This window comes from Parasaccharibacter sp. TMW 2.1888 (assembly GCF_023167265.1).
Lineage (GTDB): Bacteria > Pseudomonadota > Alphaproteobacteria > Acetobacterales > Acetobacteraceae > Bombella > Bombella apis.
Map to the genome: position 1 here is coordinate 1,366,555 of NZ_CP030979.1, position 16,387 is coordinate 1,382,941.

The window sequence follows — 16,387 nt, forward strand, 5'->3', positions numbered from 1 at the left end:
CGTCATGGGGTGGTGTTAGCCGCCGGGTGAATTGCCGTGTTGTCCGGCAGATGCAGGAGGGCAGCACGATAGGTGTGGGGGATGATGAAAAGTGCCAGAGCGGCGGAGATGTCGGTCGGGCTGGCAGCGGCAGGGGGGCAGACCTGTCGCAGGGCACGCCGTGCCGCCTCCGGGCTGTCTGTGCTGATGAGGCGGGACTGGCGCAGGGCATCGGTCATGAGGGACTGGTCAGCACGAAGCGCTGCCAGCTGGTCCCGGAGGGAAAACTGTCCCTGGGGGCTTGTGCAGAGCTGGGGCAGGACCCCAAGGTCCTGCAGGGCCCAGCCTTGGGGAGCGGTGATGTGTGCCCATGTCAGGGACAGGTGCCCCCCGTTGGGCAGGGTGGAAGAAATCTGGACCATGCCTTTGCCAAAGGTACTGCTGCCGGTCACAACGGCCCTTTGCTGGTCGGCCAGCGCTGCTGCCAGAACTTCGGCTGCACTGCCCGTATCCTGGTCAACCAGCAGGGCCAGCGGGGTATTGTTGGTCAGATCCCCGCCCTGGATGCTCCAGACGTGATTGGCCTCCGCCGCCCGTCCTTCGGTCGTGGCGATCACGCCGTGGTCGAGGAAGAGCGCCGCCGTCATGACCGCCTGTTGCAGGATTCCTCCATGGTTCCCGCGCAGGTCCAGCACGAGGCCGGGCAGGGTGGGCGCTGGTGGGGTCCGGCCGTCTGGAGGGTGGGGCAGACTGCTATTTGGGGGTGTTTCTGGCAGGAGCGTGGAAAGATACTGGCTGACTTCTTCGGCCGTCCGGCTGGAAAAATGGGTGACCCGCAGGACGGGGAACCGCCCGGCCTGTTCAGGGAAGACACTTTCTTCTGCCATGCGCCCACGGGTGAAATTCCTGATGAGATGATGTCCGTCCTGGGTGCGGAATTCCAGCTCCACCGTACTGCCAGCAGGGCCAGTCAGCATGGCCTGGAGGGCGGGCAGGGCCATCTGGCGTGTGCTCTGGTGGTCGAGGCTGGTCAGGCTGTCTCCCGGTATGATTCCGGCATCCCACAGAGGGCTGTCGAGGTTGAGGGCTGCCACGACAGGGAAATGGGCTCGTGTCCGGCGGAGGGTCAGCCCGACGCTTGCTGCGGGTTCGGGTGGGGGCTGGGCAGGCGTGACGGCATCAGACTGGCTGGGCGGCGGTGGAGGAGACTGATAGCGGGAATAGGGGTCCAGCCTGGCCAGAAGGCCATTGAGAAAACGGCTCAGCAGGGTTTCATCATTCATGAGCTGGTAGGATGGCACATCACGTCGCAGGAGCGTGATGAGCTGGAGGCTCAGATGACTCCAGCCGGTCACGTCGTCCTTGCCGGGTGTCCGGACAGACAGCAGAGGGTGCCTGTCATGGAGCAGGCTCATGTGAGCCGGGCTGAACATGGTTCCGGGCTGGACGGCGAGGGTGAAGCTGGATGATGGCGCCTGCCCATGATCCGGCTGTTGTAAAGGCTGAGGGACTTCCAGCAGGGCCTGCATCCCCCAGAGGCAGAGTTCCTGCGGTGTGTGCGCAGTCAGCGTCCGGGGAAGCATGAATGTAAGGGCGGTTGATAATGTCAGCTCTGCCAGCCGGTCTTCATCCGTGAATTCCGGGAGAGCCGGAGCGGTGGGGACGGGGGTGGGTCGGGAGGAGCTGCCTGTCCCTGCGGGTTGGGATGTTGTGGTGGCGATGGATCCGACCGGGGTGGAGGAGGGTGCTCCAGGGCGGCCGGCAAAATGGTGGAGCAGCCGGTTCCAGAAAGGATGGGCCTGAACAGGCTGGGCGATGGCAGAGCCGACTGTCAGCACGCCGGACAGGGCAACCCCGGTGAAGGCTGTGCAGACGGGACGCAGGAGGCGAACTGGCATCATGAAGGCGATGGACCGGACTGGTAAGAAAAAGGGAAGATGAAAAGCCGGGACACTGTCACATGGTTTCTTTCGGGGACAGAGGCCGGGCAGGGCGGATCGTGCCCGTCGCGGGCCGGGGGCGTGCCATCATGGAAGACACATCCCCCGCTATTATGCCGCATTCATGGAAGAAGGGAAATCAGAAAGGAAGGTCATCCTTGCTGATGGGCGCCTCTGGTGAGGTTTTGCTGCGGCTGCCGGTTTTTGTGGTTCCGCTTTTTGTCGTTTTGGCTCTGCTGGTTGCCTTCCCTGTCGCTGCCTTTTTGGTGGCCGTTTTTCTGGTCGTGCTCTTCGCCGTAGTGGTTTTTCTGGTCGTGGTCTTTTTGGCGGCCGTTTTTTTCGTGGTTGTCTTGCGGCCACCTTTCAGCGGTTTGCCTTTTTCATCCAGCAGGGTGAGGGCCTCTTCCAGCGTGACGTCATCCATCGAGTCCCCTTTGGGGAGAGTGGCAATGGTCTGGCCATGCTGCACATAGGGACCAAAACGTCCCTTGCGGACCATGACGACCTCACCATCCTTGGGGTGCGTACCCAACGTGCGGATGGAAGCCAGCTTTTTGGCCAGAGCATCAACGGCCCGGTTCAGGCCGATGGTCAGCACGTCATCATCCTTGCTGAGCGTGCCGTAGATGCTGCCCATCTTGACGAACGGTCCGAAACGGCCAAGACCGGCCGTGATCATCTCGCCCGTTTCCGGGTGGGGGCCAACCTCACGGGGGAGGGAGAGAAGGCCGATGGCTTCCTCAAGGGTGAGCGTTTCGCCGTTACGGTCCTTGGGGATGGTGGCCCGTTTTGGTTTGGCCTTCCTGTCTTCAGGGTCCGGCTCGCCACGCTGGACATACAGCCCGTAAGGCCCACGACGGAGGGTGATGTCCTCGCCCGTGGCAGGGTCATGGCCAAGCAGGCGCATACCGTCCGGTAGGGCAGTCTCCTCGCCATTATCAACCGCCAGGGGGCGGGTGACACGGCACTCCGGATAGTTGGAGCATCCCAGGAAGGCTCCATGCCGCCCCAGCTTGAGGCCCAGCCGTCCATCAGTGCAGGACGGGCAGCTGCGTGGATCACTGCCATCCGGTCGGGGTGGGAAGAAATGGTTGCCGAGGTCCTGGTCCAGCGCATCAATGACATCAGAGATTTTCAGGTCTTTTGTCTTGGCAACCGTGGCCGAGAAGTCGTTCCAGAAGGCGGACATGACATCATGCCAGTCAGCCCGGCCATCCGAGATGTCATCCAGCTGCGTCTCCAGCGAGGCCGTGAAGCCTGTATCTACATAACGCTGGAAGAAAGAGGTGAGAAAAGCCGTGACCAGCCGCCCCCTGTCTTCCGGCACGAAGCGTCGGGCATCAAGGCGCACATAATTGCGGTCCCGCAGGACGCTGAGGATGGAGGCATAGGTGGAAGGCCGCCCGATGCCGATTTCTTCCATCTTCTTGACCAGTGATGCTTCGGAATAGCGGGGCGGTGGCTGGGTGAAGTGCTGTTCGGCTGTCACGTCCTTCGTGCCCAGCTGGTCGCCTTCCTTCATGGCGGGGAGAAGGCGGTTCTGGTCATCATCCCCGCCTTTTTCCTTGTCATCATGGCCTTCGATATAGAGCTTCAGAAAGCCGTCAAAGGCGATGATGGAGCCGGTGGCCCGCAGCAGGGTCTGCTCCTGTTCATCACCGATGGTGACGGCTGTCTGGTCCAGCTCGGCAGACTGCATCTGTGAAGCAACGGAGCGCTTCCAGATCAGCTCATAAAGGCGTTTCTGGTCCGCCGTGAGCACGGAGGCGACAGAAGAAGGTGTACGGGACACATCGGTAGGGCGGATGGCCTCGTGGGCTTCCTGTGCGTTTTTTGCCTTCGTGGTGTAGGAGCGTGGCTTGCCCGGGCAGTAATCTTTGCCAAAGGATGAGCTGATATGGGAGCGGATGGCCTGCACGGCCTCCGAGGCCATGGTGACGCCATCGGTACGCATGTAGGTGATCAGGCCGAACGTCTCGCCATTCAGGTCCACACCCTCATAAAGCTGCTGGGCGGTGCGCATGGTGGTCTGTGCACTCATGCCCAGCTTGCGGGAGGCTTCCTGCTGGAGGGTGGAGGTGGTGAAAGGCGGTGCCGGATTGCGGCGTGTCCGCTTCCGCTCGATCTTCCGTACGCTGAGGGCGGAGGAGCGGACCAGATCACGGGCCCTGTGGGCCATGTCCTCATTGGTCAGGGCGAACTGGTCGAGTTTTCTGCCTTCAAGATGGGTCAGTTTTGCGGTGAAGTCCGCCTTGGCGGGAGTTGTGAAGAGACCTTCCACACTCCAGTATTCCCGGGGTTTGAAGACCTCGATTTCCGCTTCCCGTTCGCAGATCAGCCGCAGGGCGACAGACTGCACACGCCCTGCACTGCGGCTGCCGGGCAGCTTGCGCCAGAGAACGGGAGACAGGGTGAAGCCGACCAGATAGTCCAGCGCACGGCGGGCCAGATAGGCATCAATCAGGGGGCGGTCCAGCGTACGGGGGGCCTTCATGGCCGCAGCGATGGCGTTTTTGGTGATCTCGTTGAAGGTGACCCGCTCGACCTCAATATCCTTGAGGAGCTTTTTTTCCTCGAGGGCACTGCGGACATGCCACGAGATGGCCTCACCTTCCCTGTCCGGGTCGGTGGCGAGAATCAGTTTGCTGGCCCCTTTGAGAGCCTTGGCAATGGTGGCAATCTGTTTCGAGCCACGATCATCGGTCTGCCACGACATGGCGAAATTCTCGTCAGGGCGCACGCTTCCATCCTTGGGAGGAAGGTCCCGCACATGGCCGAAGGAGGCGATGACGGTATAATCGCTGCCGAGATAACGGTTGATGGTCTTTGCCTTGGCAGGGCTTTCTACAACCACAACATTCTTCACTGCCATGAGTCTTTCCCGGTCTCTGGTGTCCTGGTGGTAAGGCTGTCTGGCCGATGCCCGCTAGCTGGGAAGTGTGATCTGCCCATCGTCGTGGCGTTGGACAGCTCCGTTCATTTCCAGCTCGATGAGTATTGCCGCAACTGCTGAGATGGACAACTGACAGCGTGATGCAATCTCGTCAACAGTGGAGGGGGTATGCGCCAGCAGGGAGAGAATATTTTTTTCGTCAGATTCCGGTAATGATTGACTGGCCGCAGGGGCTTTCCGGGGGGCAGCTGGCGGGGCGGTCGGTACTTTTTCAGTGGGTGTGAAAAGGGATGGCTGGCGTGAGGGAGGCCTGCTCCATGGGGCCAGTCCGGGGTCTGGTGAGGGCGTGTCTGCCAGGGCGGACAGGATGTCCTGAACCTGCTCGACCAGTATGGCCTGATTCTGTTTCAGCAGGTCATTCCCGCCACTGGAGCGTGGATCGCCGGGAAAGCCAGGCACGGCAAAGAGCAGACGCTGGAAGGTTGCAGCGAGTCGGGCCGTGATGAGTGTGCCGGAGCGTCTGGCTGCCTCAACCAGCAGGCAGCCACGGGCCAGACCGGCAATGAGAAGGTTGCGCCGTGGAAAATGGCGGGCATTGGCCGGCATGCCGGGAGGATATTCCGTAATCAGGCAGCCCTGCTGGGCTATGGCGGCCTGCAAGCCTGCATGTTCGGGAGGGTAGGTAATGTCCAGCCCGCCGGGCAGGGCGGCGATGGTCCGTCCAGAGGGCAGGGCTCCCCGGTGGGCCGCTCCATCAACTCCACGGGCCAGACCGGAAACGACAGTCAGGCCGGCTTCTGCCAGACCGGCGGCGAATTCCTCTGTCAGTTTCAGGGCCGGATTGGAGGCCTTGCGGGCCCCGACAATGGCCAGGGAGGGTGTGGAGAGCAGGTCTGTATTGCCTTGGGTGAATAGAAGTACGGGAGCATTCGGCAGTCCGGCCAGCAGGCGGGGATAGGCAGGGTCGGAGCGTAGCAGATGGTGGCCTCCCCGTTTTCCCAGCCAGGCAATTTCGTCTTCCATGCGGGATGCGGAGGGAATGGCTGGCGCCGGACGGCCGGAAAGGCGGGCACGGGCAGGCAGCGCTGCAATGGCCTGCTCTGCCGTGCCGTAAAGGCCCATCAACCGGCTGAATGTGGCGTTGCCAATGCCCTTTGTGCGGGCCAGCCGCAATCGAGCCAGACGTTCCGTTGCTGTCAGGTTGGCTTCTGATAATGCAGCTGGCTCATTTCTGTCCGACACGGGGTTCCGTTCCGCTACAGAGGCGGGCAATGTTGCCGTAATGGCGCAGGAGGATCAGCAGGGTGATGCATGCTGCTGCAATGGGACGGGCCGACATGATGGGTGCCAGAGAGAAGGCCACCATCAGGAACGGTGCTGCCAGAAAAGCCAGAAGCGCCCCCACGGAAGAAATCCTGCTCAGACGGACACCAGCCAGCCAGAGCAGGGTGCAGAGCAGCCCGACCGGCCAGCACATGCCCCAGAAAACACCGATGCCTGTAGCAACGCCCTTGCCGCCACGAAACCTGAGCCATATGGGGAAGCAGTGCCCCACGACAGCGGCACACCCTGCTACGGAGAGGCACAGGGCCGTGTCGTGAGGGGAGAGGGCCTCCGCCAGCAGGACGGCCAGAAGCCCCTTGAAGGCATCCAGAAGCAGGGTTGCCGCAGCGAGGCCTTTGCGGCCTGTCCGCAGCACGTTGGTGGCCCCGATGTTGCCGGAACCGATGCGCCGGATGTCACCTTGCCCACTGAGTGCGGTAAGCAGGAGGCCGAAAGGGATGCTCCCCAGAAGATAGGCCCCCAGAGCGATGACAGGCAGGCTGGGGGGCATGAGGGACCAGGTCAGGATGCCGCTCATGCAGGGAGACCTTTGGCAGTGAAGACTTCGCGACCCTGACGGAAGGTCCGCAGGACACGTCCTTTGAGGTTTCGGCCATCAAAGGGGGTATTCTGTGCCCGGCCGGGCAGGCTGCCCGCGGTGACGGTCCATTCTTCTTCCGGGTCAAACAGGCAGAGGTCTGCCGGGGCACCGACGGCCAGCGTCCCGGCTTCCAGCCCCAGAAGACGGGCCGGGGCCACAGTGAGCAGGCGCAGGGCCTCCAGCAGCGGCAGGCCAGCCTGAAGCGTGACACCCAGCAGGGTGACGAGGCCGGTCCCGCCAGCCCGGGCCTGGGCAAAGGGAAGACGCTTGTCATCCGCATCGGCCGGGCTGTGATCGGAGGCGATGGCATCAATGGTGCCGTCTGCCAGACCCGCCAGAACGGCCTGCCGGTCAGCTTCCAGCCGCAGCGGCGGGGAGAGCTTGGCGTAGGTGCGGAAATCCCCGATATCCGCCTCCGTCATGGCGAAATAGGGCGGTGCCGTGTCGCAGGTGACCCGGATGCCCCGCTTTTTGGCATCAGCAATCAGGCCGAGGGCTTCCCCGGTGGAAACATGCCCGAAATGGATGCGTGCGCCCGTCAGTTCGGCAAGGCGAAGGTCACGGGCGACCATCATGGCCTCGGCGCAGGCGGGAATCTGTGGCAGGCCCATTTTCACGGCCTGCGGGCTGGCAGTGGCGCAGCCCCCTTTGGCCAGGGAGGGATCTTCCGGGTGGAGGACAATGACGGTATCCAGAAAGCCGGAATAGGCCAGCAGGTTGCGCATCTGCTTGGTGTCGGCAATGGCCCGGGCACCGTCGGTGAAGCCGATGGCCCCGGCTTTTTTCAGCAGGCCGATTTCGGCCATGTCCGTTCCGGCGCAGCCTTTTGTCAGGGCTCCATAGGGATAGATGGAGACAAGACCAGTCTCTTCCCCACGGCGGCGGATGTAATGGACGAGTGCCGGGTTGTCGATGGCAGGCTCGGTATCGGGGAGCAGGGCCAGGGAGGTGATGCCTCCTGCCACGGCAGCCTGAATACCGGAATCAATGCTCTCCCGGTATTCAGCTCCGGGTTCGCCAAAGCTGGCCCGCATGTCCACGAGGCCGGGGCAGAGGACAGCCCCTTTGCCATCCACGATGCGGGCAGCCTTGGGAGCATCTTTTGGGTCGAGGGCGGCAATGCGCCCTTTCTCGACCAGCAGGCTCCCTTTGCCATCCCGCCCGGAGGCAGGGTCAATCAGCCGGACATTTTCAAAAAGGATGCTGCTCATGCGGGATTCTTCATGCGGGAAAGACGGTCGAGGACAGCCATGCGGACGGCCACGCCCATCTCGACCTGTTCAGAAATGACGCTCTGTGGCGAATCGGCGACATCGGAGGCAATTTCAACACCCCGGTTCATCGGGCCGGGATGCATCACCAGGGCTCTTGGCTTGGCCAGAGCGAGGCGGCGGCGGTCCAGCCCGAAGAGGGAGAAATATTCCCGTGCGCTGGGGACAAGGCCGCTGCCCATGCGCTCCCGCTGGACACGGAGACACATGGCCACGTCCGCATCCTTCAGGGCCTCATCAATGTCATGATGCAGGGTGACGCCTTCCAGCGTGCCGAGGGCACCGGGCAGCAGGGTAGGGGGACCTGCCAGATGGATGTCGTTGCCCATGGCCCGCAGGAGGTGAATGTCCGACCGGGCCACACGGCTGTGGGCGATGTCGCCGCATATGGCGATTTTCAGCCCGCTGAGGCGGCCGAAATGCCGCCGGATGGTCAGGCCGTCCAGCAGGGCCTGCGTGGGGTGCTCGTGCATCCCGTCCCCGGCATTGACGACACTGGCCTCGACCTTCTGCGAGAGCAGGGCTGGGGCACCGCTCTGGGCATGGCGGACCACCAGCAGGTCGCAGTGCATGGCGTTGAGGGTGGAGGCCGTGTCCAGCAGGGTTTCGCCCTTGTTGACCGAGCTTGTGGCGACGGTCATGTTCACCACATCGGCACCCAGCCGCTTGGCGGCCAGCTCGAAGCTGGTGCGCGTGCGCGTGCTGTCCTCAAAGAAGAGATTGATGACGGTACGGCCCTGTAGCACGTCCCGTGGTGCATTGCGGGAACGGCTGAGCAGGGCATAGCTCTCGGCGAGGTCCAGAAAAGGCGTGATGTCCTTTTCTGTCATGCCTTCAATGCCGAGAAGATGGGGCGTGTGGTGTGTGGGGTTCATGCGGACAGGACACTCCGGATGCGGGCGAGAACCTCATCCCGGCCCAATGCGGCGAGCGTGAGGTCGATTCCGGGCGATGTTGTGGTACCTGTCATGGCAGCACGGAGCGGCTGGGCGACGGCACCCAGTTTCAGCTCATGCTCGGCAGCGAAGGCCCGCAGCGTGCTGTCGATCCCTTCTGCCGTGAAAGGTTCCAGCCCGGCGAGTTTTTCCTCCAGCCCGGCGAGAACCTTCCGGCCTTCCTCGCCCAGATGCTTTTCCGCCTTGGGGGTGATGGTCAGCGGCAGGCGCAGCCCGGCGAAGGCGGCGTTGTCGGCCAGCTCCACGACCGTCTTTGCCCGTTCCTTCAGCCCCGGCATGAGGGCAAGTACACGGGCACGGACCGTCTCGTCATGGTCAAGGTCATCACGTCGCTCCAGACGCTGCATGACAAGGGCCGTCAGCCGCTCGTCATCGGCACGGCGCATCCAGATGCCGTTGAGGTGGCTGAGCTTGACGTAATCCATCCGGGAGGGAGAGCGGCCGATGCCGTCCATGTCGAAAAGCCTGATCTGTTCCTCACGGTCCAGCACCTCGGCATCGCCATGCCCCCAGCCGAGGCGCAGCAGATAGTTGCAGAGGGCCTCCGGCAGGATGCCTTCCTCACGGAAGTCCACGACGGACTGGGCACCATGACGTTTGGAGAGCTTGGCTCCATCCGGCCCGTGGATGAGGGGCAGATGGGCGAACTCCGGAAGGTCCCAGCCCATGGCCCGGTAGATCATGGCCTGACGGAAGGTGTTTGTCAGGTGGTCGTCACCCCGCATGACGTGCGTGATGCCCATGTCGTGGTCATCCACCACCACGGCGAGCAGATAGGTCGGTGTCCCGTCGGAACGGAGCAGGATGAGGTCATCCATTTCCGCATTGGCGACACGGACCTCTCCCTGCACATGGTCCCTGATGATGGTCTCACCCTCTTTCGGGGCCTTGAGGCGGATGGCATAAGGCACGCCTTCCGGGGCTTCGGACGGGTCACGGTCACGCCATGTGCCATCATAGCGGGGCGGGCGTTTCTCGGCCCGGGCCTTCTCCCGCATGGCGGCCAGCTCTTCGGGCGTGCAGTAGCAGCGGTAGGCCATGCCCTTTTCCATGAGCTGGGCCACGACCTCGGTATGACGGTCCTGCCGGCTGGCCTGGAAGACAGGCTCTCCGTCCCAGTCCAGTCCCATCCATTTCAGGCCATCAAAAATGATGTCCACGGCGTGCTGGGTGGAGCGTTCCCGGTCTGTATCCTCGATGCGCAGGACAAATTCTCCACCGTGATGACGGGCGAAGAGATAGTTGAACAGGGCAGCACGGGCGTTGCCGATATGGAGCAGGCCGGTGGGCGAGGGGGCAAAACGGGTACGGATCTTCATGAGCAGGCCTTATAACATGCCGGGATGGGTCGGGCCATCCACTTCAATGTGTCATCATGGGCTTTATCACAGGCAGCGGCACTTGTGGAATGGACGGGCCAGGGGTGGATGCAGGAGGCGGCAGAGCGGAGGATGATGGGGCAGGCTGTACTCAGGATGGTAGCGTCGGGGCTGGCCCGTCAGGGCAGTCGCCTGACCTGCTGGCTGCCTGTCGGTGTAGCCTTGGGCATTGTGGGGTATTTTGCCCTGCCGGCAGAACCTGCCTGGAGCACAGGCCTGATGATGGGTGGTTTGGCGGGCATGGGGCTGGTGTTGCTGGTCTGCTGCCGCTGGATGGTGGCCGGGACGGAACAGGCGGCACACTGGCAGGTATTGGGGCATTGTCTGGGAAGTGGCCTCCTGGTGATTGGCCTGGGGTTTCTGCTGGCCTGGGGGCAGGCTGTCCGGCAGTCCCCTATGCCGTTCCTGCCCATGGAATCGGTCTGGCTGGAAGGACGGCTGGCGGCTCTGGAACCTGTTCCAGGCCGACATGAAGGGCAGAAGCCCAGCTGGCATGTGGTGGTGGAGGGGGCCGTGTTCGACTCTCCATGGTGGAATGGCATGGCGCCCCTGCAACGGCGGGTGACTGTCACCTTTCTGCCCAGAGAGGGGCAGGAAGATGGCCTGATGGCGTTGGTGACAGGCCAGCCTGTGCGGATACGGGCGCTTCTGCGCTCTCCGCCCCCACCGCTCTGGCCGGGAGGGCATGATGGGCAGCGTGCGGCCTGGTTTGCTGGACGTGCCGGAGCGGGACTGGCCCTCTCACCGCCCTTGCCGCTGAGAGCTGCACCGGCAGGTGGTGTTGTGGGCTGTCTGGAGGACAGGCTGGTCCATCTGCGGCAGACAATGGCCTGGATGATCGGAGCGGCCCTGCCGGGGCAGGTGGGAGCGGTGGCATCCGCCGTGCTGTGTGGCGAAACGGGCCGTCTTTCTGCCGAGACGAGGCAGAGCTATGCGGCTGCCGGGCTGGCGCATCTTCTGGCCGTGGCGGGTCTGCATCTGGGGCTGGTGATGGGGCTGGTGTTTGCCACGGTCAGACGTTGCCTCAGCCTGTCGCAGCGCCTGTCGGCCTACTGGCCCTGTCGTGAGGTTGCCATGCTGGTCTCTTTTGGGGCCGGGGTGGTTTATGTGGTGCTGACAGGGTTGCATGTGCCGGGGCTGAGAGCGCTGGGCATGGCGGGGTTGGCCGTGTTGGCCCTGCTGCTGGGGCGGCGGGCCGTTTCCATGCGGGGGCTGGCTCTGGTCTGCCTGATGCTGGAGGTGATGTCTCCTGTTCTGGTGCTGGATGTTTCCTTCCAGATGTCTTTCGCAGCTGTGATGGCTCTGATTGCGGGTCACGAATCATGGCGGAACTGGCTGTTTCGGTTGGGAGGGCATCATGGGCAGCAGGCTCCGCCTCTCTGGCGGCGGGGGGCAGCTCTGCTGGTGGCCCTTGTTCTGACCTCCCTGCTGGCCGGACTGGCGACCCTGCCGCTCAGCATGGCGTATTTCGGCGCCTTCCAGCCATGGTTTGTCATGGCCAATCTTCTGGCAGTCCCCTTGATGGGTGTCTGGGTGATGCCTGCCGGGATTGTGGCCCTGCTGCTGATGCCATTTGGCCTTTCTTCGGAGCCACTGCACGTGATGGGGTGGGGCATAAAGGGTATCGGCTGGCTGGCAGGGTGTGTGGCGGCGGCTCCGCTTGCATCATTGCCGGTGCCGTCTTTTCCGGCCTGGGGGGTGGGGCTGTATCTGCTGGGGCTGACCGTGATGTGTCTGTGGCGGGGATGGGGCCGGTTTGCTGGCGTGGGTGTGATGGCTGTGGCACTTTCAGCACCCTGGCTGGTGGACCGGCCCGTGATGCTGCTGGTGGAGCAGGGTGCCGTTTTGGCTGTCCGGCAGGAAGGGGCCATGAGGGTGATGGAGGGGCGCCCTGGTAGCGGGCTGGTCCGACAGGAGATGCAGCGTGCCTTGGGCTGGAATGTCAGAGGGCTGGGGCAGCCGGACTGTGCGGCAGGTCTCTGTCATCTACGCCTTGGGAATGATCGGCTGGTTTTGTGGCGTGGGGTTGCCGGGCCGGAGCGTGGTGGAGAGGCATCATGCCGGGATGTTGTGTTGGAGATACGTATGGGCGGACAGCATCCTCTCTGTCCGTCTGTCCGGCAGCTTGGTCCGGCTGATCTGCGGCGGGAAGGAAGCTGGGCCGTTTATGGGACGGGGGCGGGTGGTATCAGGCTCGTGTCGGACAGAATGGTGCAGGGGGATCGCCTCTGGACCGGCGAAGGAGCGTTCCAGAATGTCGTGCCCCTGCCACCAGCTCCGGCTGAGTGAAGGGGAATCAGGACCCGCACAATGTACGGATCAGTGGCGGGGCAATGCGGCTGAGGCGCTGCTCCAGGGCAGCGGAGAGGCGCCGGTAATGGCTGGCACCAGGCAATGCCGGGTCTTCCCACGGTTTGGTCCCCTCGGGGAACTGGATGATGCAGCGTTTCAGCCGTTCGCTTTCCCGGCGTTTCTTCCATGGTTCCGGGAGATGCAGGCAGAGATTTTCCGTCAGCTTGCCGGTCAGGAAGTTCCAGCGTTCGGGCAGGAGATGGACATGGTCGTGGAAGACCTGATTGAGAATGTCTGTCCCCGGGCAGAGATAGGGGCGTGTGGCAAGGGTGAAGCAGCGGTTTATCTGCGACGGTGAGATGAGCCGGGGGCGGAGCAGCATCATGCTGCTGTTGAAGTAGTCTTCCGGCCGGGCAAGGGAGAGATGCTGGCGGGTATAGTCGGGCAGGGAGACATCGGGCAGCCCGGCAGCGGGAGCATCGCCCAGCAGGGTATAGATGGGCACTTCATGCTGGCGGAGAATCTGGGCGACAGGGTCGGCCACGGCACCGATGGCGGCCTGCCGGGGAAAACGGTTCAGCAGGGGGGGCAATGGTCCGGTAACGAGCAGGGCACTGTCCAGCCAGAGCACATGGACATCATCCCGGAACAGCACCGGGAGATAGCAGCGATAGAAACATTCATTGCGCCATCGTTGATGGGTGTGCAGGCGCAGGGCTGCGGCTTTCTGTCCGACATCGTGAAAGGTCAGCAGGCTGTATTCTGTTCGGAACAGGTCACTGATGATGAGCTGGAGGGCTGGCGCCACATTGGTGTGGAGGATGTGGAAATCGAGCTTCGTGCGGGGATTGTGATCCACGACGGACTGGATGGCACAGAGCGTGGCCCAGAGGTCTTTGCCATTCGTGCCAAAAACGATGGCCGTCTCTTCCAGTCGAGGCGATGGCATGGTCTATCTCATGGTTTGATCGTAAAATTAGACACAAAAGGTCTTTTATAGACTTTTAAGATAAAATAAAGGCCTTGATATGAAGGCTTTTTTTGGAGGAGAAGCTTCTGGCCTGCTCAGCGCTTGGGGGGTATTTTGTTCTTTTCCCTGTAGAGACACCATTCAGTGACGGGGCAGCGCCAGCATTCCGGTGTGCGGGCCTTGCAGACATAGCGGCCATGCAGGATGAGCCAGTGATGGGCAGGGCGGAGCATCTCTTTGGGGATGCGGCGGACCAGCTCATCCTCCACGGCACGGACGGTCTTGCCCGGTGCGAGGCCAGTACGGTTGCCGAGGCGGAAAATATGGGTATCGACAGCCATGGTTGGCTGGTCGAAGGCGATGTTGAGGACGACATTGGCTGTTTTCCGACCCACGCCGGGCAGGGCTTCCAGCTCTTCCCGGCTTCCGGGGACCTGCCCGTCATGTTTTTCCAGCAGCTGCTGGCAGAGCAGGGCCACGTTATGGGCTTTTGAGCGCCAGAGGCCTATGGTGCGGATATGTCTGGCGATGCCTTCCTCACCCAGTGCGGCCATGCTGGCAGGGTCGGGGGCTTCTTCGTACAGGGCACGGGTGACCTTGTTGACGGAAACATCCGTCGCCTGTGCTGAAAGCACGACACTGACGAGCAGCTCGAACGTGTTGTGATAGATCAGCTCGCTGCGGGCGTCCGGGTGTGCTTTTTCCAGCGCGGCCAGAAAGGCACGGACGGCCTTCAGGCTCATGCGGGGCTGGGAGCTGGTCGAGCGTGTGCGGGGCGTGCTGGTAGAAGCCATGAGGGTATGGTGGGTCCGGCCATTATGGGAAAAACTCTGTCCGTTCCTAAGGGGAGTCGGGTTTTTCTTCAAGCGGAGGGGCCGGGTGTGGTCTGACAGGTTTTGAAGGAGGAAAAGGCAGACGTGGCAGAAAATGGGGATGGACGGGACAGCATGAAGAAACTCTCCTTTGGGGCGATACTGGCTTTTGTGGTGAAGCGCTGGCTTGGCCAGCCTGCCATGCTGGCATGGACGCTGGGCGGTGTGGCCTTGGCCACGGTAGCTGATATATGCACTCCTCTTCTGGCTGGTCGTCTGGTGGGTGATATTTCCACAACGACATCTGCCTCATCGGCTGCTGGTGGCCGGGAGGCTTTGCTGCATGATGCCCTGCTCATGGTCAGCGGGCTGCTGGTTCTGGGGCTGGTGGGCGTCATGGGCCGGCGGTCTTCCTATCTGGGGATCAGCAAACTCAGTCTTGCTGTCATGCGCCGGGTGCTGGATGATGCTTTCGCCCGGGTGCAGCGTTTCTCGTCAGACTGGCACGCCAACAATTTTGCGGGCTCTACCGTGCGGCGGATCACCCGGGGAATCTGGGCCATTGATACGCTGGATGACACGCTTCTCCTGCTCATTACGCCAGAGGTTCTGGTCCTGCTGGGGACGACCCTGGTCCTGCTGGTGCGGGCGCCCCTCATGGGGCTGGTGCTGGCCGTGATGGTCGGGCTGTTTGCCTGCATGTCCATCTGGCTGGCTCTGCGTTATGTGGCGCCAACAGCCCGGATATCCAACGCCTGTGATTCCAGGATGGGTGCCGTGCTGGGGGATGCCATTACCTGCAATGCGGTGGTGAAGAGTTTCGGGGCGGAGGAACGGGAGGAGCGGCAGCTCCATGCCGTAGCCCGCACGTGGGCGGACAAGACCTATTACAGCTGGTATCGGGGGACGAACAGCGCCAACTTTCAGGCGTCCTATACGCTGCTGATGCGTGTGGTGATGATTGGTCTGGCTGTGCTGCTCTGGTGGCGTGGTATGGCCGGGCCGGGTGATGTGGCCTATGTGCTGACGATGATGTTCCTCATCCAGGGTTATCTGCGGGATCTGGGGCAGCAGGTGAGCCAGGTTCAGCGGTCGGTCAATGAGATGGAAGAACTCGTCGGGCTGTTCTCGAGCGAACCGGCCATCCGGGATATCCCCGGTGCCATTCCGTTGGAGGTGACGGCGGGGGAGATTGTCCTTCTGGATGTGAGTTTCCGGTATCCATCCCAGGAAAAGCCGATCTATCAGGGGCTGTCGCTGAGGATCGCACCGGGGAGCCGTGTGGCCCTGGTCGGGGCGTCCGGGTCGGGCAAGACGACGCTGACACGGTTGTTGCAGCGTCTGTATGATGTGGATGGTGGCAATATTCTGATTGATGGGCAGGATATTGCTTACGTCACCCAGCAGAGCCTGCGGCGCCAGATTGCGCTTGTCCCGCAGGAACCCATGCTGTTCCATCGAACATTGGCTGAGAACATTGCCTATGGTCGGCCTGATGCCACCCGGGAGGAGATCGAGCAGGCGGCACGGCTTGCCAATGCTGATGGATTCATTACCCGTCTTGCCGAAGGGTATGAGACGCTGGTTGGTGAACGTGGCGTGAAGCTCTCCGGGGGAGAGCGCCAGCGCGTGGCGATTGCCCGGGCTTTTCTGGTTGATGCGCCGATTGTGATTTTTGATGAAGCCACGGCAAGCCTCGATTCTGAATCAGAAATGCTGGTGCAGGAGGCCATGACCCGCCTGATGGAAACACGCACCGTACTGGTTGTGGCGCACCGTCTGGCCACCGTGCGTGACCTGGACAGGATTCTGGTATTTCATCAGGGGCAGATCGTTGAGGATGGCACGCACGAGAGTCTGATGGCTCTGAAGGGCGGGGCCTATCGGCGGCTCGTGTCGCTGCAATCGCTTGATGCAGCCAGCCCGTAACGGGCTGGCTGATGCTGGATGGTCGTCTCCTGCCCTGCGGAA

11 protein-coding genes are annotated in these 16,387 nt (G+C 62.5%); 2 read left to right on the plus strand and 9 right to left on the minus strand.

Annotated features, from left to right (window positions below; all coding sequences use genetic code 11):
* Positions 1-2: 2 nt before the first annotated feature.
* From DTQ13_RS06325 to gltX, 7 genes are all read right to left on the minus strand, one after another.
* A complete protein-coding gene (locus DTQ13_RS06325) occupies positions 3-1,880 on the minus strand; it encodes a S41 family peptidase (RefSeq protein WP_248460358.1) in 1,878 nt (625 codons plus the stop codon).
* Between the two features lie 178 nt (positions 1,881-2,058).
* The gene (gene topA, locus DTQ13_RS06330; RefSeq protein WP_043561693.1) at positions 2,059-4,785 is read right to left on the minus strand and encodes a type I DNA topoisomerase; all 2,727 of its coding nucleotides are present in this window, start codon (positions 4,783-4,785) and stop codon (positions 2,059-2,061) included.
* 60 nt (positions 4,786-4,845) lie between these two features.
* Positions 4,846-6,054 carry a DNA-processing protein DprA gene (gene dprA / locus DTQ13_RS06335; protein WP_248460359.1) on the minus strand — a complete coding sequence of 403 codons (1,209 nt, stop codon included), beginning with the start codon at positions 6,052-6,054 and terminating at the stop codon, positions 4,846-4,848.
* Positions 6,038-6,673 carry a glycerol-3-phosphate 1-O-acyltransferase PlsY gene (gene plsY, locus DTQ13_RS06340; RefSeq protein WP_043561018.1) on the minus strand — a complete coding sequence of 212 codons (636 nt, stop codon included), beginning with the start codon at positions 6,671-6,673 and terminating at the stop codon, positions 6,038-6,040. The genes dprA and plsY overlap by 17 nt, the downstream gene beginning before the upstream one ends.
* Positions 6,670-7,947: a dihydroorotase family protein gene (locus tag DTQ13_RS06345; RefSeq protein WP_086441360.1), complete on the minus strand. Its 1,278-nt coding sequence runs from the start codon at positions 7,945-7,947 to the stop codon at positions 6,670-6,672. Before DTQ13_RS06345 ends, plsY begins: the two co-directional genes overlap by 4 nt.
* Positions 7,944-8,882, minus strand: coding sequence for an aspartate carbamoyltransferase catalytic subunit (locus tag DTQ13_RS06350; RefSeq protein ID WP_248460360.1), 939 nt, complete (start codon positions 8,880-8,882; stop codon positions 7,944-7,946). The genes DTQ13_RS06345 and DTQ13_RS06350 overlap by 4 nt, the downstream gene beginning before the upstream one ends.
* The gene (gltX, locus tag DTQ13_RS06355) at positions 8,879-10,282 is read right to left on the minus strand and encodes a glutamate--tRNA ligase (RefSeq protein ID WP_248460361.1); all 1,404 of its coding nucleotides are present in this window, start codon (positions 10,280-10,282) and stop codon (positions 8,879-8,881) included. The genes DTQ13_RS06350 and gltX overlap by 4 nt, the downstream gene beginning before the upstream one ends.
* 84 nt (positions 10,283-10,366) lie before the next feature.
* On the opposite strand from gltX, the gene DTQ13_RS06360 reads away from it, so the two are divergent.
* A complete protein-coding gene (locus DTQ13_RS06360) occupies positions 10,367-12,631 on the plus strand; it encodes a ComEC/Rec2 family competence protein (protein WP_248460362.1) in 2,265 nt (754 codons plus the stop codon).
* Between the two features lie 7 nt (positions 12,632-12,638).
* Here the strand turns inward: DTQ13_RS06360 and DTQ13_RS06365 are convergent, their stop codons facing one another.
* Positions 12,639-13,583, minus strand: a complete 945-nt coding sequence (locus tag DTQ13_RS06365) for a glycosyltransferase (protein ID WP_248460363.1) — start codon at positions 13,581-13,583, stop codon at positions 12,639-12,641.
* A gap of 116 nt (positions 13,584-13,699) precedes the next feature.
* On the minus strand, positions 13,700-14,398 hold the full coding sequence (gene nth, locus DTQ13_RS06370) for an endonuclease III (protein WP_408902114.1): 699 nt from the start codon (positions 14,396-14,398) through the stop codon (positions 13,700-13,702).
* Positions 14,399-14,551: 153 nt separating this feature from the next.
* Between nth and DTQ13_RS06375 the strand changes: the two genes are divergently transcribed.
* The gene (locus DTQ13_RS06375; protein ID WP_248461235.1) at positions 14,552-16,345 is read left to right on the plus strand and encodes an ABC transporter ATP-binding protein; all 1,794 of its coding nucleotides are present in this window, start codon (positions 14,552-14,554) and stop codon (positions 16,343-16,345) included.
* Positions 16,346-16,387: the final 42 nt, after the last annotated feature.